The sequence below is a fragment of the Rosenbergiella gaditana genome (assembly GCF_018494065.1).
Taxonomy (GTDB): Bacteria; Pseudomonadota; Gammaproteobacteria; order Enterobacterales; family Enterobacteriaceae; genus Rosenbergiella; species Rosenbergiella gaditana.
This window is the reverse complement of record NZ_JABBFR010000006.1, coordinates 47,166-72,228: the sequence shown is the minus strand read 5'-3', so window position 1 is coordinate 72,228 and position 25,063 is coordinate 47,166. Positions and strand designations below refer to the sequence as shown.

Annotated in this window: 24 protein-coding genes, 1 tRNA gene and 2 pseudogenes; 15 read left to right on the top strand and 12 right to left on the bottom strand. The window is 46.2% G+C overall.

The features are described from left to right. Positions 1-156 precede the first annotated feature (156 nt). Together apbE and alkB are read left to right on the top strand one after the other, a co-directional pair. Positions 157-1,197: an FAD:protein FMN transferase ApbE gene (apbE, locus tag HH682_RS06190; protein ID WP_214236727.1), complete on the top strand. Its 1,041-nt coding sequence runs from the start codon at positions 157-159 to the stop codon at positions 1,195-1,197. A gap of 12 nt (positions 1,198-1,209) precedes the next feature. Further along, positions 1,210-1,830, top strand: a complete 621-nt coding sequence (gene alkB, locus HH682_RS06185; RefSeq protein ID WP_214236726.1) for a DNA oxidative demethylase AlkB — start codon at positions 1,210-1,212, stop codon at positions 1,828-1,830. Here alkB and HH682_RS06180 read toward each other — a convergent pair. Then, entirely contained in the window at positions 1,825-2,559 is a 735-nt protein-coding gene (locus HH682_RS06180) for a 4'-phosphopantetheinyl transferase family protein (RefSeq protein ID WP_214236725.1), read from the bottom strand. The two genes, alkB and HH682_RS06180, sit on opposite strands and share 6 nt — an antisense overlap. A gap of 165 nt (positions 2,560-2,724) precedes the next feature. On the opposite strand from HH682_RS06180, the gene HH682_RS06175 reads away from it, so the two are divergent. Together HH682_RS06175 and HH682_RS06170 are read left to right on the top strand one after the other, a co-directional pair. Next, entirely contained in the window at positions 2,725-2,985 is a 261-nt protein-coding gene (locus tag HH682_RS06175) for a hypothetical protein (RefSeq protein WP_048912288.1), read from the top strand. Between the two features lie 166 nt (positions 2,986-3,151). Next, positions 3,152-4,090, top strand: coding sequence for a DUF535 family protein (locus HH682_RS06170; protein ID WP_214236724.1), 939 nt, complete (start codon positions 3,152-3,154; stop codon positions 4,088-4,090). Positions 4,091-4,265: 175 nt separating this feature from the next. On the opposite strand, the pseudogene HH682_RS15785 reads toward HH682_RS06170, so the two are convergent. Then, a pseudogene (locus HH682_RS15785) lies at positions 4,266-4,395 on the bottom strand (recombinase); the annotation flags it as partial. A gap of 128 nt (positions 4,396-4,523) precedes the next feature. Here HH682_RS15785 and HH682_RS06165 point away from each other — a divergent pair. From HH682_RS06165 to HH682_RS06155, 3 genes and pseudogenes are all read left to right on the top strand, one after another. Beyond that, positions 4,524-5,125: pseudogene (locus tag HH682_RS06165) on the top strand (IS1 family transposase). A gap of 232 nt (positions 5,126-5,357) precedes the next feature. Beyond that, entirely contained in the window at positions 5,358-6,242 is an 885-nt protein-coding gene (locus HH682_RS06160) for a GNAT family protein (protein WP_214236723.1), read from the top strand. Positions 6,243-6,691: 449 nt separating this feature from the next. After that, the gene (locus HH682_RS06155; protein WP_214236722.1) at positions 6,692-7,009 is read left to right on the top strand and encodes a head-tail connector protein; all 318 of its coding nucleotides are present in this window, start codon (positions 6,692-6,694) and stop codon (positions 7,007-7,009) included. Positions 7,010-7,417: 408 nt separating this feature from the next. On the opposite strand, the gene HH682_RS06150 is transcribed toward HH682_RS06155, so the two are convergent. The 3 genes from HH682_RS06150 to HH682_RS06140 form a co-directional block, all read right to left on the bottom strand. Continuing rightward, positions 7,418-7,494, bottom strand: a tRNA-Pro gene (locus HH682_RS06150). A 72-nt stretch (positions 7,495-7,566) separates the two neighbouring features. Beyond that, positions 7,567-9,321 (bottom strand): LPS biosynthesis-modulating metalloenzyme YejM, encoded by a 1,755-nt coding sequence (gene yejM / locus HH682_RS06145; protein WP_214236721.1) that lies wholly within the window; start codon positions 9,319-9,321, stop codon positions 7,567-7,569. Between the two features lie 17 nt (positions 9,322-9,338). Then, positions 9,339-9,566: a YejL family protein gene (locus tag HH682_RS06140; protein WP_214236720.1), complete on the bottom strand. Its 228-nt coding sequence runs from the start codon at positions 9,564-9,566 to the stop codon at positions 9,339-9,341. 224 nt (positions 9,567-9,790) lie between these two features. Between HH682_RS06140 and yejK the strand changes: the two genes are divergently transcribed. After that, a complete protein-coding gene (gene yejK, locus HH682_RS06135; protein WP_214236719.1) occupies positions 9,791-10,795 on the top strand; it encodes a nucleoid-associated protein YejK in 1,005 nt (334 codons plus the stop codon). Between the two features lie 46 nt (positions 10,796-10,841). On the opposite strand, the gene rplY is transcribed toward yejK, so the two are convergent. After that, positions 10,842-11,126 carry a 50S ribosomal protein L25 gene (rplY, locus tag HH682_RS06130; protein WP_214236718.1) on the bottom strand — a complete coding sequence of 95 codons (285 nt, stop codon included), beginning with the start codon at positions 11,124-11,126 and terminating at the stop codon, positions 10,842-10,844. A 122-nt stretch (positions 11,127-11,248) separates the two neighbouring features. After that, the gene (gene radD, locus HH682_RS06125; RefSeq protein ID WP_214236717.1) at positions 11,249-13,000 is read right to left on the bottom strand and encodes a DNA repair helicase RadD; all 1,752 of its coding nucleotides are present in this window, start codon (positions 12,998-13,000) and stop codon (positions 11,249-11,251) included. Positions 13,001-13,107: 107 nt separating this feature from the next. On the opposite strand from radD, the gene rsuA reads away from it, so the two are divergent. Then, positions 13,108-13,833 carry a 16S rRNA pseudouridine(516) synthase RsuA gene (rsuA, locus tag HH682_RS06120; RefSeq protein ID WP_214236716.1) on the top strand — a complete coding sequence of 242 codons (726 nt, stop codon included), beginning with the start codon at positions 13,108-13,110 and terminating at the stop codon, positions 13,831-13,833. A gap of 71 nt (positions 13,834-13,904) precedes the next feature. On the opposite strand, the gene mepS is transcribed toward rsuA, so the two are convergent. The 3 genes from mepS to yeiP all read right to left on the bottom strand — a co-directional run bounded on the left by mepS (position 13,905) and on the right by yeiP (position 16,089). Continuing rightward, on the bottom strand, positions 13,905-14,477 hold the full coding sequence (gene mepS, locus HH682_RS06115; RefSeq protein WP_214236715.1) for a bifunctional murein DD-endopeptidase/murein LD-carboxypeptidase: 573 nt from the start codon (positions 14,475-14,477) through the stop codon (positions 13,905-13,907). Positions 14,478-14,800: 323 nt separating this feature from the next. Further along, a complete protein-coding gene (locus HH682_RS06110) occupies positions 14,801-15,496 on the bottom strand; it encodes a phosphatase PAP2 family protein (protein WP_214236714.1) in 696 nt (231 codons plus the stop codon). Between the two features lie 20 nt (positions 15,497-15,516). Beyond that, positions 15,517-16,089, bottom strand: a complete 573-nt coding sequence (gene yeiP, locus HH682_RS06105; RefSeq protein WP_214236713.1) for an elongation factor P-like protein YeiP — start codon at positions 16,087-16,089, stop codon at positions 15,517-15,519. A gap of 196 nt (positions 16,090-16,285) precedes the next feature. Between yeiP and HH682_RS06100 the strand changes: the two genes are divergently transcribed. From HH682_RS06100 to fruA, 4 genes are all read left to right on the top strand, one after another. Beyond that, entirely contained in the window at positions 16,286-16,543 is a 258-nt protein-coding gene (locus HH682_RS06100) for a YkgJ family cysteine cluster protein (RefSeq protein ID WP_214236712.1), read from the top strand. A gap of 135 nt (positions 16,544-16,678) precedes the next feature. Further along, positions 16,679-17,812 carry a fused PTS fructose transporter subunit IIA/HPr protein gene (fruB, locus tag HH682_RS06095; protein WP_214236711.1) on the top strand — a complete coding sequence of 378 codons (1,134 nt, stop codon included), beginning with the start codon at positions 16,679-16,681 and terminating at the stop codon, positions 17,810-17,812. Continuing rightward, on the top strand, positions 17,809-18,756 hold the full coding sequence (gene fruK, locus HH682_RS06090; RefSeq protein ID WP_214236710.1) for a 1-phosphofructokinase: 948 nt from the start codon (positions 17,809-17,811) through the stop codon (positions 18,754-18,756). Before fruB ends, fruK begins: the two co-directional genes overlap by 4 nt. Positions 18,757-18,768: 12 nt before the next feature. Then, on the top strand, positions 18,769-20,463 hold the full coding sequence (gene fruA, locus HH682_RS06085) for a PTS fructose transporter subunit IIBC (RefSeq protein ID WP_214236709.1): 1,695 nt from the start codon (positions 18,769-18,771) through the stop codon (positions 20,461-20,463). A 74-nt stretch (positions 20,464-20,537) separates the two neighbouring features. Here the strand turns inward: fruA and nfo are convergent, their stop codons facing one another. Beyond that, a complete protein-coding gene (gene nfo, locus HH682_RS06080; RefSeq protein WP_214236708.1) occupies positions 20,538-21,377 on the bottom strand; it encodes a deoxyribonuclease IV in 840 nt (279 codons plus the stop codon). Positions 21,378-21,528: 151 nt separating this feature from the next. Here nfo and yieE point away from each other — a divergent pair, with 151 nt between their 5' ends. Further along, a complete protein-coding gene (gene yieE / locus HH682_RS06075; protein WP_214236707.1) occupies positions 21,529-22,404 on the top strand; it encodes a DNA-binding transcriptional regulator YeiE in 876 nt (291 codons plus the stop codon). Positions 22,405-22,524: 120 nt separating this feature from the next. Continuing rightward, positions 22,525-24,009 (top strand): amino acid permease, encoded by a 1,485-nt coding sequence (locus tag HH682_RS06070; protein ID WP_214236706.1) that lies wholly within the window; start codon positions 22,525-22,527, stop codon positions 24,007-24,009. A gap of 35 nt (positions 24,010-24,044) precedes the next feature. Here the strand turns inward: HH682_RS06070 and ptrR are convergent, their stop codons facing one another. Further along, positions 24,045-24,914: a putrescine utilization regulator PtrR gene (ptrR, locus tag HH682_RS06065; RefSeq protein WP_214236705.1), complete on the bottom strand. Its 870-nt coding sequence runs from the start codon at positions 24,912-24,914 to the stop codon at positions 24,045-24,047. Positions 24,915-25,063: the final 149 nt, after the last annotated feature.

Below are 25,063 nucleotides of genomic sequence, written 5' to 3'. Positions count from 1 at the left end.
GCATTAAGGGGGTCTTATTTCTTGCTGCAAAGATAGTGCCAACCTTAGCACCGCTCGACACGTACGCGGAGATATAATCAGTAAAATAGAGGTTCAATTTCGGTGCACACTTTCAGTGAATTGCTCCCTAATCGCTCAATGACTCAGAGACAGGCTATGCGACTAACAATATTTTTCCATACACTACTTTTGTCCCTTTGCGCGACCTTAATTGGCTGTGACGCGTCCTCACTGCCTGATCAGGTATTTCAAGGGAAAACCATGGGAACGGTCTGGCGAGTCACCGCAAGTGGCTTGACGCCCGACCAAGTAAAACAGTTACCCCAATTGATACAGCAACGCCTCGATGGTGATGACCACGAGTTGTCCACCTGGAAAAAAGATTCCTGGCTTTCACGATTCAATCAAAGTTCAAGCTTAGATCCCCAGCCCGTCAGCGATAATGTTGCCGCTATTATCACTCGCGCGATGTACGTCGGGCGGATGACTGAGGGCGCGATGGATATTACCGTGGGGCCGCTAGTCAATCTCTGGGGTTTTGGTCCCGACGCGGTCCCGACGCGAACCCCATCTGCTTCGCAAATTGCTGCAGCAAAAGAAAAAGTTGGTTTACAACATTTAACACTAAGTGAAATGGCGCGCGGTAATACGTTACGTAAAGATATCCCTGATTTATATGTCGACCTCTCAACGGTAGGTGAGGGATTTGCCGCTGATCATCTAGCAAGACTCATGGAACAGCAGGGGGTACGAAATTATTTGGTTTCTGTAGGGGGAGCCCTTATTTCACGCGGCCAACATCAACAAGGACAACCTTGGCGGGTCGCCGTACAAAAACCGACAGACAAAATGAACCAAGCTCAAGTGGTTGTGGATCTACAAGGCCATGGAATTAGTACTTCCGGTGATTATCGTAATTATTATGAATTAGAGGGTAAGCGGATATCTCATATTATTGATCCGAGCACTGGGCAGCCAATTGAACACCATCTTGTTTCTGCTACGGTTATTGCGACTACGGCATTGGAAGCGGACGCTTGGGATACCGGATTGATGGTGTTAGGGACCGAAAAAGCGAAAGCCTTGGCTTTACGTTTGCATCTTGCGGTGTACTTGATCACGAAGCAAGGCGATGATTTTGTGGGGTGGGCATCGCCGACCTTCAAAACGTTTTTGGTGGGTAATCAGGATAAGTAAAAGGGGGAGGTGATGTTCGATTTTTTTCAAGATGAGGAGCCTTGGCAGGAGCCCCTCGCCTCCGGTGCAGTGGTTTTACGGCGCTTTGTTCAAGGTGATGATCATGATCTTTATCAAGAGGTAAATAACATTGCCGCGCAGAACCCTTTTATTCATCGCATTACACCGGGTGGATTTAGAATGTCTGTGGCGATGACTGGCCGTGGCGCAGCGCAATGGCTTTCAGGACGCGACGGCTATTTGAGCAATTCAGAAAGCCTGCCGCTCAGTGATACCTTACTCGCGTTTGCGAAACGTGCTGCAATCGAGGCGGGTTATCCTGACTTTATACCTGATAGTTGTTTGATCAATCGCTATGCGGTAGACAGTAAAATGACACTACACCAAGATAAAAATGAGCGTGATTTGCGCCAACCCATAGTCTCTGTTTCGTTAGGTTTACCTGCGGTGTTTCTTTTTGGTGGTCTACTGCGCAGTGATAAGACGAGTAAAGTTTTATTGGAACATGGGGATGTTGTGGTGTGGGGAGGTGAATCGCGCCTCTGTTTTCATGGCATCTCACCCTTAAAGCCCGGTATTCATCCACTAACCGGGCCTTATCGCTTTAATATCACCTTTCGCAAAGCGCTATAATGTTTTCCTCGCTACCCAACTCATGACTTCTGTGTCGGTGAGCCAATAATGAATGTCCCAGTGTGGATGATGGCTCGATATAGGTTGCGCGACGGCAGATAATTGAGCCGTCACCCTACCGATATGGTGATCACAGGCAGTGATTGTGACTTGTTCAAACCCAAACACTGTTTGTACCTCAGGATAGACCGCTTTGTAAACGGTTTCTTTCACTGAGAAAACCAACGTTGTTGCCTGAGATAATGAAAAACCGGCTGAAGTTAGCAGGGATAGCTCTTCATGGGTCATGATCATAGATCGAAGTTCTGCGGCTTTCTGCTGGGTCAACATCCGCTCGATATCATTGCCTACCCATGTCGGGCAGCTGTCGATAAGGGCAAATGTTTTGTGATCATGATGTGAAAGGGATCCTACTTTGCCCGTTGGCCAGATCGGTGAACGGTCAGGCCGATTAAAAAGTTGGAAGTTCGGGATATCGATAGTCTCTAACAGTTTCGCCACTAGCCAGCGGCTCGCCACATATTCCGCTTGGCGTTTTTTGACCGCATGGCGCAGCGCCTCGGGCAGCACCAAGCCGAACTGACTGGTGAGTTGCGGCGTGAAAGCACTGGGATCAAAGAGACAGCACGCTGCGCGTAGAGGGGCTGTGCTCACTTCAGCCTGTAAAATAAAAGGCAGGCATGGCTCGAGCGGTTCGATTTGAAAGGTTGGGGGGAGCAGTCGAGGCATAATCCATTTCATCACGTTAGAGAAAGGATTCAGAATACCGACTAAATCACCTCGCCGCGAGTAAAAGTGTATGACTTACTATTGCGGATTAATCTGAAGGCGAACCGCAGAATTTTTGCCAAGCTTACGATACACCCAAAAATTAATGATAGAGGAGTTGTCGTAATGAGCGAAGTAGAAAAAACTCAACTGGATTATTTTCGTGATGTGACCTCGCAATTAAAGGAGATGCGCCATTATGCGCAGAACAACACTGAGACGCTTTCAGCACAGTGGTTAGCGTTTGACGCGGGTGAATACAAGCATAAAGAATTTGCGGATCAAATTAATACATTACTTAACGAGCAAGGTAAATTACTCGATAATATTGATGCGACAATTCAAAATATTGAGATTGAAATCAATCATCAAGAGCAAGAAAGCTAAAATCTTCTGAGCAGCTACGGCTGCTCTGTTTTTTCCTTCTGTTTAGATTCCGTTAAGATTACGTAAGTAAACCCCTATTCCGTTGAGAATGCGTTGAGAAATTTCCGTTATTCTGTGGCTGAACCGCGTTAACTCGCGCCACTCTGCATAGAATTAGGATATTTCGATGGGACGGTTTAGAACTTGGCGTAAAAATAATCCAAAGTGGAATGAAGCGCTTAGAAAATTTAATTTTTATAAGCGCGCCTGCCGAACTCTAGTCAGTCATCCAGTGCTTTATTGGCGCTATTTCCAGTTATGTCAGCGTTCGCTAATTGCACAGCAGGTTTCACAACGTAAAGAAGTCGTGAGTCTAGCTGCACGTCCTTTTAATAAATATCTGAACAAACACTGGACTATTAAGCAAAAGCTGGCATCTATGTCGACTACGCTACAGCGCCTCGACCAGAGCATTGATCCACGCTTTATCCCAACGTTATTTAGTGATACCTCGACGGGGCTGACGATTGCGACCTTAGAATTAAAAAACGACGAGCAGGCAACCCTCAGACTGATGCATTCCCGCTTTGTTCGCGAAGGGGAGATGGGGCTTTATCTTTTTGCACCAAATAGTGAGGCACCGTTATATAGCCTGACGTATTCGTTCGATGCCACTGGAAAAACACTTTATCTCTGCGGCTTACAAGGTCCTAAACCGGGTGAAGGACAAGATCAAGTTAGAGCGATAACCAAGGCGATGTTTGGCTTGCGGCCAAAAAATCTGTTGCTGTCCGCCGCCTATGCGTTAGCCGATAGCTATGAGGTAGAGAAAATTTGCGGGATAGCCGATAGCCACCACATCAAATCTCACCACCTTAAGTCGAGTTATGATGCCTTTTGGGCAGAACTCACCCCAGAGGTTGATGGGCAGGGATGGTATCAGCTTCCACGTCAGGAAGCGGAGCGCAACGTTGAGCAGGTAGAAAGTAAACACCGATCAGCTTTCCGAAAACGAGAAGCCCTACGCCAGCAGATGGCGCTGGATATTGTTAATCATCTCCGACGTATTGCTGACCATTCTCAACCCCAAGAAGCGGCTCGGACATTACAAGTGTCGAATGCATAAAACACCCTTGCTTACTTCATCGTTCAGTGAGATGGAGTGAGTAGGGTAGAAAAATTAATGAAACTAACCGGCCACCGATCGAGTGGTTATTCTTTTGGGGCCATTCTACCCCCTATAGCTCTTATTGACTCACCTAAGGTTAAAGAAAGGATGTTCATCAACCCTTACCGTCTCAAATAAATTTCAGTGCTGGCCCGATAGGTATCGCAACATGAGAAGCTTCCTTTTGCTGTACTTTCTTCAGGTGAATATGTAGCGTTCCGAATAGTTCATTCTCTGGCTGATAACCCTACGCAACCGCAGATAACTTAATTAGGTTATTTTATACGTGAAACCTCAAGCCTTGCATGATTCGTCTATAGAGCAAGGTCGAATTTGAGATCTTATCAGTGCAAGCACTACTGTTCATTTTCCCCGCTGTCACTCTGCTTAAATCTAACGGTATGGTCAAAACCCTAATGGGACTGACTGTTTTCGCTGCCGCCAAAAAAAAAATTACGCAGATGCCATTCAATGGTGCGGGTGTCCGTGATACAGCAAGAACGCTTAAAGTGGGTATTAATATCGTTATCCGCACTTTAAAAAACGCTCACCAAAACGAATAATCTCCTCTCCGCTAATACATGCTGATATTGTACTTATCTGTGAGCGTCATGAGCAGTGGGATGTTGTCGGCAGTAAAGCACAAGCATACTGGATCTGGTATGCCTCCAACACAAAAACGGGTAGGGTGTTGGCGTTTAGGTTTACATTCGGCTCAAGAACAGATGATACCTGTTATGAGCTATTGTCTCTGCTTACACCTTTTCTACTGATATGATAACCAGCGATAATGGGGGGAGTTATGCAAAAGAAGTACCGAGAGATAAGCATTTTACGGGAAAAATCTTCACCCAACGTATTAAGCGTAACAACCTCATACTCAGAACCCGAATTAATCGCCTAGCTCGGAAAACGATTTGCTTCTCATGCTCTGTTGAGTCGCATGAAAAAGTCATCGGTGTCGTCATTGAGAAATACTTGTTCTACCAATAGGATGCCTCCGCCGTTTATGAACCATTAGAGTAATTTATGTTTACTTACCATTTATTCATTAAATGCTAACATTTCCTCGGCAGTAATGAATGGCGTTAGGTACAACTTGATAATTATTGTCAGTGGTAAAGGTCATCGAAATCTCTATACGCTAAGAGGCTTTGAGGTTATTAGGAATGGACTTTAAACAGTTTGGTAGTATTACCAAAAACAATATGGAGATATTAATTCTATGATTTTAGAAAAATTATCTGGATGGGAATTATCCAACTATGAAAACTATTGCAAAGCGTATGCGAAATTTGGAGGGGCCGTTTGTAATCACCCAATCATGTTAGATTTTCTTGAAAAGAAATATCCTAATCGAATTAAGTTTTATCATAGAGAAGTTAATGGTGAAATTGTAGGTGCATACTTTACTGATGAAAACTCAAACTTAAAGCATAATTACAATAAAATACCACTTATTTTTGAAAATATAATACTCCCTATATGTCCGGAAAAAGGTAGGTGCTATCTTCCTGTAAAGACCAAAGCATTATCAATTAGACATAAAAAACAGTTTTTCAACGCAAGCTATGGTCTACTTAATCGTAGATCTGTTTGTATTGTAAAAGAGAGATTCTCTAAAAAGACCCTGAAAAAAAGACAAGCGGAGACAAGAAAGTTTCTTGCCAATGGTGGTGAAATTTTATCTGTGACATCATTTAATAGTACTGAGTTAAGTCGCATATATCTTTCATTAATGGGGCTTCGCTGGGATAATAAGTATGATGAAAATGATATTAAAGAGCTTTCAGAGTTTATTGAATCAATTCGACCCATGATTTTTGGTAATGTGTTAATGTTTAATGGTAAGCCATGTGCATACGATTTGATTTATAAAGCTGAATGTAATAATTGGATATATTTTGATGATCATAATGGTAGTATTGATATAAGTGTCAAAGATTTCAGTCTTGGAAGTATTTTATTATCAGTAAATGTTGCTGAAGCCCAACGTATTTGCCAGGATGCGAATAAAGAATTTATATTCAGCATTGGATTATCTAATAAAAAATGGTCATATAAAAATATTTGGGCACATGAGATGAAGTTAGGGAAAATGATTTTCTAAAAATATTTCCCATTTTTTCTAATAGGAAATATAGGTGATGACATCAATCTATTGACTGGCGGTGATGGGTAACGTTACCAATATTTTAATATATTTTTACTTACTACATCAGGATATCTTGAAGTAGTAAGATATTATGACCCTCATCTAATACAATAATCATCAAGTTACTAGTCTTAGAAAAATTAGTAGGTGTATTGCTACGCCAAAGCTCTAGCTGAAACTGATAGCGAATAAAACCACTACTCGTAGCAGGTCAGGTTATCGCAGAAGGTGAAACATTCACTGTAAAAGAACAACGTGGATGTGGACTTGTTTTACTCGGATACGCAACGCTAGCGGAGATCAAAAGGGTCGACGTCGATAGCCAAAGTGGCGTCGTAGCGAAATCACCCAACGTGTTTGTGGAAAAAAGGCGGTCAATAATCCTGACGATTAAGCAGGTTAAATTGTATTGCCGTATTAATGCAAGTGATACGGATGAAGCCGAAGCCGCATGGATCTCGGCAAGAATAAAAGTAGCCTCGCGTTATGTTGAAGCCTACACCCGTAGGAAGTTATTCGAATCAGCAGACGATGATAAGTCTCTGAGTGAATCGTTTCGCCTTCTCTATGATGCTGATATTGAAACCGCAATGCTTAGTTGGGCAATTGGTACGCAAATAGGGACGCTGTCATCACCAACGGTAGCGCTTCTGCGGTCGATCGCGCTGTCTCAAAGTGATGGTCGCCAATGGGTTAATTGTGAGATTGATGCAGCAATATAAACGCACAAATATTAACCAGAGACAGCTATGGCCTTCCTATCTCCCGCAATAGATTACGTAGAGGCAAGACTTACTCCCGAGTCACTTATGCACGTTAGCTAATCCTCGATCACCATTCCAACCGATGAGGGATATGCTGTGGCCGAACCTGGCTATAAAGTGACGCGTGCTGCTTGAGGTAAAGGGCAAGCTGATGTTTGCCGGTGGGGCATGGGAGTTTCAAGACTAACGATGCCATTATCGAGGGTGACGCTCTTGATGATGCCAGAGTGTTAGGAGTGGTGACTTATAGGGTTAAAAGCCTCGATTAGCGCTGTACTTTTACCAGACTTTTACCATCTTTTTACCATTGGTAAATCGCAGGCATAAAAAAAGCAGCCGTAAGTGGCTGCTTTTCTTAGGGATTTTTGGTCGGCACGAGAGGATTTGAACCTCCGACCCCTGACACCCCATGACAGTGCGCTACCAGGCTGCGCTACGTGCCGACGGCTACAAATGATAGTACCGTAGTTTCGCAGAAAATCAATATATCACTGATCTAACTGACTTATTATTAATCAATTTGCGATAAAACGCTTCTCTTCCGTCAACACTTGCAGTAATAGTCCTAGCTCAGGCGTTTCATCGTGTAACCTCCGGCCTTTCACATCATAGCTGCTGTAATGGCCGTTGGGATTGAGCACGATAGAGCGTGTCGGGGTCGTGATAATAAGATGATTATCTTCACTGCTCGTAACCCAGCTATTACGACCTTGAGTGGCGAACAGGTCTCTGCCTTGTGTGTAGTCGTAACTTGGCGTCGTAACATTTAATAGGCGCTGCATTAAGGTGGCCATGATGTCTTGATGGTCAGTCAGATAATCGATCGACTGCGCCGGGGTATTGGGCCAATGGATCACCAATGGAACGTGTAACAGATTGCGTCGACTCTCCGATGCAGTGCCAGGTGTAAGCGGTAGGCCATGCGCTCCGGTGATCACCACCACGGTATTTTCCAACGCCTGTGAACGATTGAGTTCATCAAGGATATCGGCAAGTTGTTTATTAGTCGTTGCGGAGTTCTGCTGATAAGTTTGGCTACGTTGATCCTCGCTCGACTTACTGGTCGCCGCTCCTTGTAATGAGACCCACGAGAACCAAGGTTGCGTGGTGCCCTGTTGTTGACGGTACCAATTACGCCACTGTTCAACCGTTTGGGTATCAGATTGGCGATGCTGCAAAGGAATTGTATAGTCAGTTAGCAGTGCTTGGCGATAGAAGGGTTGCTTAAAGCCATCGGTTGAAAATAAGCCGAATTGATAGTGCCGATTGGCTAAGGTAGTCAATAAGCTTGAGGGGGTTCTGGAGGCGAGGACACCCTCTAAATAAGTTGAAGAAATTCCATAAAATAATCCGAATAACCCATTTTCGCTACTTGGCCCAGAACTGTAATGTTGAGTGAAGTTAATATTCTGTCGTGCAAAATTCCCCAGTGCAGGGTAAGCCTTATTGACCGCTTCATTGCTCAAATTATCGATGGTAATAACCAATAAGTTATCACCCGAAGCTTTAGGGGCGACCGTGATATCGTTCAAAGGATAAGCTAGGGACAAGGCATCGGGGTCACCTTGTTGAATCAGGCGACGTTGATAATCTTCTGAGTCGAGTAGACCGTGCTTCTCAAGAAAACGACGGGCAGTCATAGGGTAAGAGAGCGGTAGGTTACTTTTTTGCATCGTGATAGGGCGATAAAAGTTCGCATCCGCCCAGATATACATGATGTGGCTAGTAAAAAACGTCGCAATAAATAGTACGACAAAAGGCCGCGCATAATGATGCCGGTTAAGGCTACGGAGCTTCTGCCAGCTCCAAGTGGCGAATAATAATTCGGCCAGAAAAATAATGGGGGCGGCAATAAACATTAATTGCCAATCACGAGTCAGTTCGCTCTGTTCGGGATTCACCACCAATTGCCATACGATGGGGTTTAAGTGCAAGTGGAAGCGCTGAAATACGGCGCCATCGATCAAGAGTAGGGTCAGCCCACAGGTTGCAATGATTGAGGCAATAACGCGTAAGAGCCGCTGCGATCGAATAAAGAAGGTAATGGGGAAAAGTATCAGCAGATAGAGTGCGAAGACAATAAAGCTGAAGTGACCTAACCAACTACAGTAAGCATAAATACGGCCAGCGAGCGACGCTGGCCAATCATTAATCAGTAAATAACGACTGCCAAGCACCAAGGCCAACAAAATGTTAAATAGGGCAAACCAGTGCCCCCAGCTAATCATGCTGGAAACTTTTTCGCGATACTGTTGTTGGTGATTGGCCATATACGTCGTTTAAGTGATTAGTGAGCTGAATCTTCGCTGACTGAGGCTTCAAGAGCCGCAGCGAAGGAGCGAGCCAACGCATGGCGCTGAGCGGGTGAAACACTGGAATTAATTAAATTCGTGACCATATTACCGAGCACCATCAAGGAGAGATCGGTAGGAGCCTTATCCATTTCAAGGACTTGAGAAAGCTGGTCGAGAAGCTTCTCGACGCGTGAATCACTATAACGAGATAACTGTGGCATAGTATCAACTAATATCATTGTAAAAAGTAGCTAGTCTACTGTAAAACAGGGTTTATATCTGCAATTTTTCATTAGGAATTACTCAGTAAATGCTGAAAGTTGTGTCAGCTTAGCCATTCAATCGTCTCCTCTGATCGAATTTACCTCCTTATGCTTAGCAAATCTCATTGTCAGCATGACACCTGCGTGATTCAATAGTGCATCATTCGTTTAGGGAGTTATCTATGAGTCTGGATATTGACCAGATTGTGGTTCATCAGCTAATTAAGCGTGATGAGGACGAGTTATCGCTTATTCTGCGTGATTCATTGTTGACGCCAACACACGAGGTTGAAGTGATGTTGGAGGAGTTACATCGCGTCTATAGTGCAAAGAATAAAGCCTATGGGTTATTCAACGAAGAGAGTGAATTGCGCGATACGCTGCGCGAGTGTCGTGGCGGTCAACAAGATTTCCTTGCCTTTACCCGCGCGGCAACCGGTCGCTTGCGCGATGAATTAGCAAAGTATCCCTTTGCCGAAGGTGGGATTGTCCTCTTTGCTCAGTACCGTTATCTAGCCGTTGAATATTTATTGATTTCTGTCCTGAACAGCCAATCAAGTATGCGTGTCAATGAGGCGCTGGAGATTAGTACAACCCATTACCTTGATATCAATCACGCCGATATTGTCGCCCGGATTGATTTAACGGAATGGGAAACACAACCTGACTCCACCCGTTACCTTACTTTTTTACGTGGCCGAGTAGGGCGCAAAGTCGCGGATTTCTTTATGGACTTTTTAGGTGCTAGCCAAGGCTTAGATACCAAGGCGCAAAATAGAACCTTATTGCAAGCGGTAGACGATTATTGTGAAGAGGTCAGCCTTGATAAACAGTCTCGTCAGGAGTATCGCCAACAGGTTCATCAATACTGCAGTGATCAATTGAAATCTGGGGATGAAATCACCATTACAGAACTCTCGCATCAATTACCGGAAGTGAATGAGCAAAGTTTTGTCGGTTTCACAGAACAGCAAGGTTATGAGTTTGAGGAGAGTTTTCCTGCCGATCGCTCAACGCTACGTCAATTAACAAAATTTTCAGGAAGTGGTGGCGGACTGACGATGAATTTCGATGCGTTGCTGCTTAATGAACGTATCTTCTGGGATCCCACTACCGATACCTTAACGATTAAAGGCACACCTCCAAATTTACGCGACCAATTACAAAGGCGCTTAAAAGAGCAATAAAAAAACGCCGCGAAAGCGGCGTTTTTTATATCGTCTTCTTCAGCAATTAAGCGCGAACGAAGTCGATGTGATGTAGTTTTGGCTTGAACGGGTGACGTTGAACAGCCTGAACTTTGACTTTAGTTTCTTTACCGTCGATAACCAGAGTCAGAACGTCTGTGTAGAATTCTGGCTTAGTTTGCAGGTTGTTAACGAAATCGTGGTCTAAAACTACTGATACTGCAGCTTCATTTCCGCCGTAAACGATGGCTGGGAATTGGTTAGCTAAACGCAGGCGGCGGCTCGCACCCTTTCCCTGCTCTGTACGGACTTGTGCTTCGATAGTAAACATAATTTTTCTCTTAGAGTAATTCCGCTACAGGCGACCCAGCAACGGAAGGATTATTCAATGACGCTCTATTTGAGATAAAGCGCGCGGCATTATAGCGGGTAAAGGGAGACAGGGCAAATGATCTAGCTTGCTGAATCCGCACGCCTAAAGCGTCCTTGGTAATCGAAGACTTTATGGCGAATTTTCCAAAAGACTTTTTGTCGATGGGCTACGACAAAGTCGGGATGCCGTAAGAGGGTCTGTTGAGCAACAATATCGCTTACTGACTGCCACGTTAGGGGAACTCCCGGCGCACGACTGTGTACGCGAAGAAACTGTTGTTCAAACACGTGACGCTGAGCGGGAGACTGCAACCGGAAAGTTTCCGGTATTTCGGCCCCATCTTCGTCAATATAAGTAATACGTAGCCACTCTCCCTTTGAATCGCTCCCATCCTGTAGCACCATTCCTGAGCAACGAAGTACCGTTGCATCGCGGAGTTTAAGCGCTGCTTTTAACATATCGTCGGGATCGACCAACACACTGTCGCAGTGTTGGCAGATTTTTGCGGCAATATCATTCTCCGCATTACAGTGCGGACAGGATTTGAAACGAAAACGGAAATCGCATTGTTGAGGCTGACCGGCGAGCTCGATAATACCTTGGCAACGCCGGCCAAAGTGCTCGATAACCGTCCCATCGGCGAGGGCTTTACCCCAAAAAATATTGGCGAACTGGCATTGCGGACAAAAAACCTGGACAGGCTGGTTTTCGCTATCACCTTGTGGGCTTCCAATTTCAGGAAGATAAAGATCGTAATTGTTACCCGCATAATCAAGGATCGCACAGGCCGTTTTTCCAGGATAGAGGCGTAGCCCGCGACCAATAATTTGTTGATAAAGGCTGACCGATTCAGTCGGCCGAAGGATAGCGATCAAATCAACATGTGGGGCATCGAAACCTGTGGTCAGTACTGCGACATTGACCAAGTAAGTGATTTGTTGAGAAGTAAAACGCTGTAAAATATCGTCGCGCTCGGCGCTCGGTGTATTCCCCGACACTAAAGCACTCTCGGCAGGGAGGTAACTGAGGATCTCTTCTGCATGGCGTACCGTTGCAGCAAAAATCATGACGCCACGACAGCTCGCTGCGTGTTGAATAATCTCTGCAACAATCGACGGCGTGACACGTTTTTGCTGCGATAAACTGAGATTTAACGCCTTCTCAGTAAATAGTCCCTGTTGATTGGCGACTAATGAGGAAAAGTCATAGCGTAAAATAGGCATATCTAAGCGTTGAGGCTCGACAAGATAGCCATGCTTAATCATATAGCGTAGCGGAAGTTCGTAAATACACTTATAAAATAAGGCATCTTCCGTTCCCCGTACCATCCCGTGGTAATGAAAATGGTATATCCACCCTTTTCCCAGCCGGAAGGGGGTGGCGGTCAGTCCTAGTAGGCGAAGTTGCGTATTACGGTGTTTGAGATAGTCCAAGATTTGTTGGTATTGGCTCTGATCGTTATCGCCAATGCGGTGACATTCATCAACGATGACTAAGGAAAAAGCCGCATCAAACTGGTCAAGATGGCGGGCAACCGACTGTACGCTACCAAAAACGACTTTACTCTGGCTCTCTTTTTGCGCCAATCCCGCAGAGAATATATCGGCTTCTAAGCCTAAAGCCTGATACTTGGCATGGTTTTGTCTGACCAACTCTTTGACATGCGCCAACACCAGTACCCGCCCCCGAGCTATGCGTGCCAGTTCGGCGATGACCAAACTTTTCCCTGCACCGGTGGGTAAAACAATCACCGCAGGGCGTTGTTCTTGGCGAAAATAATGTACTGCAGCCTCAACGGCTTCTTGTTGATAAGGTCGTAGGGTAAAACTCATCGGTTATGAACTCGATTACAGGCAGGGTTACACACTGACAGTCGGTGTCGCTTCGGGGTATACTAGCATAACTCACTCTATAAACTCCCTAATAGGCTTACAGATCCATGCGACTCGATAAATTTATCTCCCAACAACTTGAAATCAGCCGTGCCATTGCTGGCCGTGAAGTTCGAGCACGTAACGTCACAGTCGATGGAGAGGTGGTACGTGAAGCGGCTTTTAAAGTATTACCCGAACATGAAGTGGCCTATGACGGTAACGTGCTTCATCAACAGCATGGCCCGCGTTATTTTATGTTGAACAAGCCGGTAGGCTATGTGTGTGCGACAGAAGACGAGCAGCATCCCACTATTCTCTATTTTATCGAGGAACCCATGGCATGGAAGTTACATGCAGCAGGACGACTGGATATCGATACCACCGGCCTGGTGCTATTAACTGACGATGGCCAATGGTCACACCGTATTACTTCGCCACGCCATCATTGTGAAAAAACGTACTTGGTGACCTTGGCCGAGGCGGTTGATCCTGCGCTGATCACGCGTTTTGCACAGGGTATCATGCTACAAGGGGAGTCCGTCCCGACTAAGCCGGCGGTATTGGAATTATTGGACAATAATCAGGCTAGAGTCACCTTGAGTGAGGGGCGTTATCACCAAGTCAAAAGAATGTTTGCGGCATGTGGAAACCACGTGGAAGATTTGCATCGTGAACGAGTCGGCGACATTGCGCTCGATGAGGACTTAGCACCCGGTGAGTATCGCGAGTTAACGCAAGAAGAAATATTAAGTATTAACTTGCCGCCAGAATTACAGCAGCCATTGGGCTAAATGACCGAAATAAAAAAACGCTGCGAAGGACAGCGTTTTTTTTGGCGAACATTTGTCAGACCTTATGAAAATTAACTGTGCGAGTTACTGAGGACCCGGCGTGCTTCGCGATAGCGAGCTTTCCAATAATTGTCATTAAGGTTTGAAATCATGACTCCACTGCTTGTTGAAGCATGAACAAAATCGTTGTTGCCTAAATAAATACCTACGTGACGTCCTGTCGAGCCAGACCGAAATAGCACTAAATCACCAGGACGAAGCTTACTTTTGTTAATAAAACGTCCAGTATCTTGTTGATCCGCGGTGGAACGAGGTAGTGATAAGCCAAACTGTTCACGGAAAGTACGCTGTACGAAGGCGGAACAGTCAATACCGCGACGTGATTCACCGCCCATACGGTAACGAACACCTTTCCAACTCGCATATTGATTCATTATTTTCGATTTAATATCGACATTATGAACCAGTTCTTCAAATTGATCCTGAGAAGCTTGAAGTAAAAAACCATTCCGGTTGTTAACGTCATGTTTCTCTAAATTCGCTGTGGTAGTTGGGTGGCTAGTACATGCACTTAGCAGCGTTGCTAAGGCAATTGCTGGAACAGCCCGCCACAAGTATCTCACAATTGGTTGAGATTTGACCATATTAAGCAGTTTCCTTCGATGTCCTTACGACAAATATGTCGTTCGCCAATGAACAGATTAAGAGATTATCAGAGATTATCAAGAAGACAATTTATGAATTATATCTAGATGTAAATTTCTTTGAAGCTCTTTAAAGCTGAAACCCCTCATAACAAGGGCTAAGCGTTATTTGAGATTACCGTAGAAAATGTTAACTGGCGAGAGTTTTTAAGATTTTTTTTGATCTTAATAGGAAAAATGTCTGATAGCTTTATTTTTAACGGGTTTAGTGGGGAAGATCCGGGAGTAAAACCTCCCGGAAAAGGAAAAAATAACCAGAAGGATTATTGAGTGCCTGGAAGTTTGCGATAAATCCAATTAACAAGAATATCAGTCAATGGAGTCAATAAACACCAACTCATCCCGACCAATACCACTGAAAGCGAGCCGACAGAAATATCGGTAAACCAATGGGCGCCTACCATCACACGGGGTAAGGCAAAAATAGCCAAAATGATAAGCCCAACAATAAATGCTTTACGGCCAAAGTAGCGTCCCATAAAACAGGCATAAATCATTAACATCATCCCATGATCCCCAGGAAAGCTGTCTGCAGAACCATCTTTAGTAGGGATACCGGTGAGAGAACCTGCTCGTTGTGCATCGGCGAAGAATAAAGAAGGGCTGCTATGGCTTACTGGAATAAGGTGACCGAGTTGATTTAATACAATAGCCGTAATGAGCATGGTGATGCCGACGGCTAACATCCACTGACGCCCATTACGATCTTTGAGTCTCCAAAAAGAATAAAAGTAAGCGGCCATTACCAGAAATGAGACGATATCAAATCCACGATAGTTAGTGATTGCAACAAATACTGCAAACGCATGGGATTTCACCATTTCATGGTTAAAACTATAAAAAATAGATTTATCTAATGAAAACCATAAACCGTGATGGGTCGGGAGATACCATGAGAAAAATAGGCAAATACCGAGCAGATTCAAGATGATGATAATTGGAAAATTAGACTGTCGCATAGGTCATCCCCCGCAATGGATTAATCGGCTCTACTCATATAACGACGTTCAGGTATATGAATACGGATCTTATCACTATTACTCAAGTATTCAGGGACTTGTACCGTTAAACCTGTAGAGAGCGTTGCCGCTTTCGTTCTCGCACTCGCTGAGGCACCTTTAATACCTGGAACGGTGTCTACAATAACTAAATCAACCGTCTGTGGGAGTTCTAAGGCTAAAACCTGGTCATCCATTAATAAAACGTGCATCCCAGGTAGGCCGGCTTCAGGAATAAAGAGTAACTCTTCTTCTATTTGGTCGTGATTGAAGCTATAAGGGGTATAGTCTTCATCGTCCATGAATACATATTCATTACCATCCGTATAAGAAAAACTGACGGCTCGACGGTTGAGTTGGATACTGTCGATAATATCGTCGCCTTTGAAGCGTTCTTCGACTTTTAGTCCGCTACGAATATCGGTGAAGCGCATTTTATACAAGGTTGCAGCACCCCGAGCACTAGGGCTCTGTACATCGATATCTTTCACTAATAGTAGTTTACCGTTCCAGCTTACCGCCATACCGCGCTTAATTTCGTTTGCTTTAGGCATTGAGGACCTCAAAATAAGAGAATTAAATGAATTCGGGAAAAATACTCGCCCCTTTATCTCTACACAAGCAAAATAGCGATTCATTCGTTATCTTTAGCTAAATTTTTCACACTCATTGAGCTGAAATTTATGTTGCATAATAATGACGACATCCAGATACTCTCCGTCATCCACCTTATTCAAGTAAAGAGCGTCTATGGAGTGCCGTAGCCACTGTGGAGCATGCTGTATCGCTCCCTCAATTTCTTCGCCCATTCCAGGAATGCCTGAGGGCAAGCCAGCAGGTGTTCGCTGCGTGCAATTAGACGAGAATAACCTCTGTTTGATTTTTACTTCCCCCCTACGTCCTGCCGTCTGTGCGGGGTTGCAGCCTCATTATGATATGTGTGCAACCAGTCGCGAAGAGGCTCTGGTGTATCTGCTTGAGCTCGATGCGGCGATCTCGCCACATTAATGGCGAGTGGCGAATTCAATAAACGCTGATTTAAAGTTGAAATTTGTGCGTTGATTCAAAAATATTAATTTAATTTTTTGATATAAAATGCGCTAATTTAGTTGCTGAAACGATTCAACCTATGTGAGGAAAATTATGTTCCAGCTCGAAGTTCAGGCGATTCATACTGGCGCCTCAGCCACCAATAAAGAAGAGGCGATTCGTCAGGTTGCTGCGGCACTCGCCAGCGCTGGCAATGTGGGTGAGGGCTATGTGAGTGGAATGTTGGCGCGCGAGCAGCAGACCTCTACCTATCTGGGTAACGGTATAGCCATCCCACACGGCACCACAGATACTCGTGATTTGGTCCTCAACACTGGAGTACAGGTTTTCCAATTCCCCCAGGGTATTGAATGGGGGGCTGATCAAACGGCTTATGTCGTGATTGGCATTGCGGCAAAATCTGATGAGCATCTAGCCTTGCTGCGTCAGTTAACGCATGTTTTAAGCGATGACAGCATTGCAGAAACGATTAAAACGGCCTCAGCCGAAGATCTGCGTGCCATTTTAATGGGTGAAAAGCAGCCCGCGGAATTCCGTTTTGATACGTCCCTAATCTCTTTGGATGTCAACACTGCTGATCTTATCACCTTGCAAGCATTGAATGCTGGGCGATTACAATCTATCCACGCGGTTTCGCCACACTTTGTTGCCAATACGCTGGTACAGAAACCGTTGCATGTTGGACAAGGCGTTTGGCTGCAAGATTGTGCTGAGGGTAACCTTTTTAGCGCCGTTGCGGTCAGCCGACCTTCCGCTACGATAACGCTTGATTCTGGCGAGTCGGTGTCTCTGTTAATTACCTGTTCAACTGCAGATACGCAGCCACTTACCGTTGTCAATTACCTCACACACTGGATCAATAATAATCAAGCATCTGCGTTATTTAGTGCCGACGCGGCCGGTGTGCTGGCGCTGTTAACCAGTGAAGTGAGTCTTAGTGACGATACAGTGACCGAAGAGTTTGTGATCAAAAATGAACACGGACTCCATGCGCGTCCTGGTACTGCGCTCGTCACGGTGATTAAACAGTTCGACTGTGACGTGAGCGTGATCAATTTGGACGGCAGTGGTAAGCCGGCGAATGGTCGTAGCTTAATGAAAGTGGTGGCCTTAGGGGTGAAGAAAGGGCACCGCTTACGCTTTACAACCAGTGGTCCACAAGCCGAGCAAGCGATGAAAGCGATAGGCGCGGCCATCGCGAGTGGATTGGGGGAGGGGGCTGAATGAGTCGCCGTGTAGCCACTATTACCTTAAACCCTGCGTATGATTTAGTGGGATTCACCCCAGAAATTGAACGTGGCGAGGTCAATCTGGTTGAGACCACTGGGCTGCATGCCGCAGGTAAAGGGATCAATGTTGCAAAAGTTTTGAAAAATTTAGGGGTGGATGTCACGGTAGGAGGATTGCTGGGGCGTGAAAACCAAGAGGGTTTCGAGCAGTTATTTGATGAATTGGGGTTACATAACCGTTTCAATGTCATTGATGGCCGAACTCGACTCAATATTAAAGTGACTGAAACGGGTGGCGACGTCACCGATCTCAACTTTTCAGGCTTTAACGTCAGCGAAGAAAATTGGCAGCGTTTCAAACAAGACTCGCTCAGTTGGCTAGGCGACTTCGATATGGTCTGTGTCAGCGGCAGCTTGCCACAGGGGATCGCCCTAGACGAGTTTACCGACTGGATGAAAGCGCTACGCCAGCAATGCCCGTGTGTAGTCTTCGACAGTAGCCGTGCGGCGCTTGATGCAGGTTTGCTGGCTACCCCATGGTTGGTAAAACCCAATCGACGGGAATTGGAAATGTGGGCGGGTCGGGCATTACCTGAGATAAGCGATATTATCACTGCCGCACATCAACTTCGTGATCAAGGTATTAGCCATGTAGTGATCTCTCTTGGTGCAGAGGGGGCGTTATGGGTCAATGCATCCGGCGCATGGCTAGCAAAACCACCTGCTTGTGACATTGTGAGCACGGTGGGTGCGGGTGACTCCATGGTGGGTGGACTGATTTACGGTTTACTCATGGGAGAAACTAGCGAACATACCTTAAGGTTAGCGACGGCGGTTGCGGCTCTGGCGGTAAGTCAGAGTAACGTTGGCATTACGGACCGTTCAGCCCTCGCTGCAATGATGACTCGCGTCGAATTACACTCCGTTACCGAACAGCAGTAGAGGAAAGTAAAGATGAAAATAGCATTAATCACCGATGCGTCATTGGGCTTAGCGTCGGCACAGTTAGTCAACCAAGTATTTGAAAAAGCTATCAGTGAACAGTCTCACTACTCACTGACTTCGGTAACTGAGGCAGAAGTCGTTGTGGTCGCAGGAGATCCTGCACTTGCTGCAGCCCAATTAGCAGGAAAACAGGTCGCGACGGTCGATAGCCAAGCATTATTGACTGACACTAAATCGTCGATTGATCATGCCGTCTCAACAGCAAGTCCTTGGCAAGCCCCTGCAGTGGTGCCAAGCGCCTCGCCTGAAACCGCTTCAACAGTGAAGAAAATTGTTGCCGTCACTGCCTGTCCAACAGGTGTTGCCCATACCTTTATGGCTGCTGAAGCGATTGAAGCTGAAGCGAAAAAACGGGGTTGGCCAGTACGGGTGGAGACGCGTGGATCCGTTGGTGCCGGTAACCCTATCACCCCAGAAGAAGTGGCTGAGGCTGATATTGTTTTTATTGCCGCGGATATTGAAGTCGACTTGGCGAAGTTTGCCGGAAAGCCGATGTACCGCACTTCAACCGGTCTTGCCTTGAAAAAAACGGCACAAGAGTTTGATAAAGCACTGACTGAGGCAAAAACGTATCACTCTTCAGCCAGTTCAGCGCAGGCTGCCGCAGGAAATGCGGGCGATAAAAAAGAAAAATCGGGGGCTTATCGTCATTTGCTCACCGGCGTTTCTTTTATGCTACCGATGGTGGTGGCGGGTGGCTTGTGTATCGCACTTTCTTTCGCATTTGGTATCAATGCGTTCAAAGAACAGGGCACATTAGCGGCAGCACTGATGCAAATTGGCGGAACCACCGCTTTTGCATTAATGGTTCCCGTGTTAGCTGGCTACATTGCTTTCTCCATCGCGGACCGCCCGGGGCTAACGCCTGGTTTAATCGGAGGGATGTTAGCCTCCACCTTAAGCGCAGGCTTTTTAGGCGGCATCATTGCTGGCTTCATTGCTGGGTACACGGCGAAATTAATCAGCGGTAAGCTAAAGCTGCCGCAAAGTATGGAAGCGCTTAAACCTATCTTAATCATTCCGCTAGTCGCAAGTTTAGTGACGGGTTTGTTAATGATTTACGTGGTTGGTAAACCGGTTGCCTTTGTTATGGAGTCATTAACCCATTGGTTAGGCACGATGGGGACGGCGAATGCAGTCTTACTGGGCGCTGTACTGGGTGCTATGCAATGTAGTGATATGGGTGGCCCAATTAACAAAGTTGCCTACGCTTTTGGCGTCGGGCTATTAAGTTCATCTACCTACGGTCCAATGGCGGCTATAATGGCTGCTGGAATGGTCCCGCCTTTAGCGATGGGCTTAGCGACCTTGGTCGCCCGTCGTAAGTTTGCAAAAGCGCAACAGGAAGGTGGTAAAGCCGCGATTGTGCTTGGGCTGTGCTATATCACTGAAGGCGCGATTCCTTTTGCTGCCCGTGATCCGCTACGTGTGCTGCCTTGCTGCATCGTAGGGGGTGCGCTGACTGGCGCTATCGCTATGGCTATCGGTTCTAAATTAATGGCACCTCATGGCGGTATTTTTGTCTTCCTTATTCCTGGCGCGATTACACCTGTGCTGGGATACATCGGAGCGATTTTAGCCGGTGCCGTCGTGGCAGGTATTGCCTACGCGATTATTAAACGTCCTGAGCCAATCGTTGCGTAAAGCCGAGAGGTTATAGAATTAAAAGGCCGTGCCCCATGGGTGACGGCCTTTTTTATTGAGCAAACGGTGATGGGTTATTGTTGTGCTTTCAGCCAAGCGATCTCTTCTGCCCAAATATCAGGGTTAATCGTTTCTAAAATAAGTGGGATATTATCGAAACGTCGATCTTGCATTAACCACTTAAAGGGAATTTGGCCAATATTACCTTCACCCAGACTATCGTGACGGTCGACTCGGCTATTAAATTGGCTTTTCGCATCATTTAAATGCATCCCACGCAGATATTGAAAGCCTACGACGCGTTCGAAGGCGGCAAAGGTCTTTTCACACTCTTCGACGGTACGAAGATCGTAGCCTGCGGCGAAGGCATGACAAGTATCAATACAGACACCCACCCGCGATTTATCTTCGACGTGATGAATGATTTCCGCCAAGTGTTCGAACTCGAAACCGAGGTTACTGCCTTGACCCGCCGTATTCTCAATAACGGCGGTAACCCCTGACGTTTTATCTAAGGCAATATTAATCGACTCGGCGATTCTTTTAAGACAGTCCGCAGTCGAAATTTGTTGAAGATGGCTGCCAGGATGGAAATTGAGTAATGCTATGCCTAGGGCAGCAGCACGATCTAATTCATCAATAAAGGCTACGCGGGACTTGTCCAACGCTTCCGCCACCGGATGTCCAAGATTAATCAAGTAACTATCGTGAGGTAGAATCTGTTGTGGCCCAAACCCATAGTCACTGCAAGCCTGACGGAATAAATCGATGGTCGACTGCGGCAGCGGTGGTGCTTTCCACTGACGCTGATTTTTAGTGAATAGCGCAAAAGCAGTTGCACCAATTTCATGTGCCCGCGTCACCGCATTAAATACACCGCCGGCAGCACTGACATGAGCTCCAATATATTTCATCGTTTGTCCCTGACATAAAGAGTCGAGTAGTAATTGCATAAATCATTAATTCGTTCATGATTCTATTATTAATCGGTAAAACTGGTAAACTGTTTACTTTAGCTGGTTCTGTAAATGCTATCCCCAAGAGCAAAGGTCAGGGACTCACCGTATGCACATCACACTACGACAACTTGCTGTTTTTACTGAAGTTCTAAAGAGTGGTTCAACCACACATGCCGCGCAAGTTCTCGCGCTTTCTCAATCAGCAGTGAGTGCCTCGTTAACCGACTTAGAAGGTCAGCTCGGTGTGCAGTTATTTGACCGAGCGGGCAAGCGTTTAATCATCAATGAACATGGCAGATTACTCTATCCACGGGCGATGGCTTTGTTGGATCATGCTAACGATATTGAAGTCTTATTCAAACAAGGACATGGCGCATTATCGCTCGCCGCGAGCAGCACCATTGGTAATTATCTATTGCCAGCCGTTATTGCTGATTATCGTCGTGATTTTTCTGACGCGCGGTTAGAGTTAACGGTAGGCAATAGCCGAGAAGTGATTGATGCAGTGTCTCACTTCAATGCGGATATCGGCTTGATTGAAGGACCCTGCCATCAACACGATATTGTCAGTCAGCCTTGGTTACAGGATGAACTGGTGATTTTTGCCGCGCCAGGCGCGGCGATATTTAAGCAACCCATTACACTTGAGGCGCTCGCTAATGCGCCTTGGATCTTGCGTGAGCAAGGATCGGGAACACGCGAGTTAGTTGATCATCTGCTACTCAGTCAACTGAATCACTATCATGTCACGATGGAATTAGGCAATTCTGAAGCGATTAAACACGCGGTACGTTATGGTATGGGGTTAAGCTGCCTCTCACGCCATGTCATTGCTGATCTGCTCGACAGTGGTCTTCTGCGCGAAGTCCATGCTCCCCTTCCAACCATGACGAGAACGCTTTATCTGATCCAACATCAGCAAAAACAGCGATCTCGGGCTATTGAGCGTTTTTTAACCTACTGTCACCATGTAGTCGAGTAGGGTCTGGCTAATGATCGCCATATTATTATGAAGGTAACTTATAACAGTGAAGATAGTGCAACACCGCTGCACTGCACTTGTTACAATCGCGCAAATTTTTAGCCAGGTGAGTTTTATCTTATGAATTCAAGTTCTTCTCAAACGGGCGCGTCGAGCTTAAAACGTTCGCTTAAAGCCCGTCACCTGACAATGATTGCGATTGGCGGTTCGATTGGAACCGGGTTATTCGTCGCGTCAGGCGCCAGCATCTCCCAAGCCGGACCAGGTGGCGCGTTATTGTCGTATGCAGTGATCGGTTTGATGGTTTACTTTTTAATGACCAGCTTAGGTGAGCTCGCGGCTTATATGCCGGTATCGGGGTCTTTCTCCACCTATGGCTCGCAATACGTTGATGAAGGGTTTGGTTTTGCCCTCGGCTGGAACTATTGGTACAACTGGGCCGTGACCATCGCCGTGGACTTGGTTGCTGCGCAGCTCGTGATGGGCTACTGGTTTCCCGATGTACCGGGATGGATCTGGAGTGCCTCGTTCTTAGCGGTTATCTTCCTATTAAACGTCATCTCAGTAAAAGGTTTTGGCGAGGCTGAGTATTGGTTCTCCCTCATTAAAGTCATCACCGTCGTAATTTTTATCGCGGTGGGTGTATTAATGATTGTTGGGATCCTGCATGGTGCAGAGCAAAGCGGTATAGAAAATTGGCAGATTGGTGATGCACCTTTTGTGGGAGGATTCCCTGCTATGATTGGTGTTGCGATGATTGTCGGGTTCTCATTCCAAGGTACTGAGCTTATTGGTATTGCTGCCGGGGAGTCAGAAGAGCCCGAGAAAAATATCCCACGGGCCGTGCGTCAAGTCTTTTGGCGTATCTTGCTGTTTTACGTATTCGCGATTCTCGTGATCAGCTTGATTTTGCCCTACACAGATCCTCGTTTATTACGTAACGATGTCGGCGATATCAGTGTCAGTCCTTTTACCTTGGTCTTCCAGAATGCAGGACTGTTATCCGCAGCGGCAGTGATGAATGCCGTGATCTTAACGGCGGTGTTGTCGGCGGGTAATTCCGGAATGTATGCCTCGACCCGTATGCTCTACACTTTGGCTACTGAGGGTAAAGCCCCAAGAATCTTTGCGGTATTAACCAAAAATGGCGTGCCGCGTAATGCTTTAATTGTGACCACTGTGATCGCGGGCCTCTGTTTCCTCTCCTCGCGTTTTGGTAATCAAACGGTTTATCTATGGTTGCTGAATACTTCGGGAATGACCGGATTTATTGCATGGTTAGGTATTGCGATTAGCCACTATCGCTTCCGTAAAGGCTATATCGCACAAGGGTATGATCTGAATGATTTGCCTTATCGCTCAGGTTTCTTCCCCTTAGGGCCGATGTTTGCGTTTGGTCTCTGCTTAGTTATCACTCTTGGTCAAAATTATCAGGCTTTCCTTGCTGATAAAATTGATTGGTATGGCGTGGCGGCGACCTATATAGGCATTCCACTCTTTTTATTGATCTGGTTGGGTTACCGCGTGGTGCGGGGGGGGCATATCATTCGTTATCAAGAGATGCACTTCCCACGTTTCAAAGCCGGAAAACGTCTCGACAGCTAGACAACTGCGGCCAGGGAGCGCGATGCCCCTGGCCATTAACTCTCAGGATAGATTTCCGCCATCAATGCGCTCAATGCCCTGACATTGGGTGACTCGCTTTCATGACGCCAAATCAACCCAGTGTGCAGATGGCTGACGCTATCAGGAAGCTGATGGACTGCGACTCGCGTGTGATCGGAAAGCTTACTCAATAATGAATATGGGATCACCGCTAGTCCAGCGCCTCCCGCCACGCAGGCTAACATGGCGTGGTAGGATTGTATTTCCATAATAGGGCCAGGGGTCACCGCCGCCTGAGCGAACCAATGCTCTAAACGGTGGCGATAAGAGCAGCTACTGCGAAAGGAAAAAAAAGTTTCACCTAACACATCTTGCGCGACGGTTACCGGCGGATGGACTGGATTAGTGATCAACACTAAACGGTCACGGTAATGATGGCCACATATCACATCTGGGCGCGGCGATGGCTGGTCTGTTAACGCTACGGCCAGCTCACCTTTGACTACGCCATCAAGGATCTCTCCTGAAGTTCCAGTCACTAAAGAGAGTTGAACCGCAGGATAACGTTGGTGGTAGGCAGAAAGTAATGCCGGTAAGCGTGTTGCCGCAACACTTTCGAGGCTACCCAGGGTTAACGTCCCCGAAGGTTCGGCTGAGCGGGTCAGCTGCAAAGCCTCATCACTGAGTTGCAGGATTTTACGCGCGTAATGCAAAAAATCATGCCCAATGGGCGATAGCCGTAAACGCTGTTTTTCACGGATAAAGAGCGAGTTGCCGACCTCTTGCTCAAGCTGTTTAAGACGAGTGGTTAAGTTGGAGGGCACGCGATGTAATTGTTCTGCTGCCTTGACAATCGAGCCGCATTCCGCCACAGCGCAAAACATTTTTAATTGTACGAGATCCATTAAGACGCCTTGAGTATCGGTCAAGGGTCTAGTGTAGGAGCAGTTGGCGTGGGACTCAAGTCACTAGTAAATACGAACAATTGATGTAAGGGCTGGATTAACCGCGCAGACTGCTTCACAATATGGCAAAAGATTACCCGTACTGATTA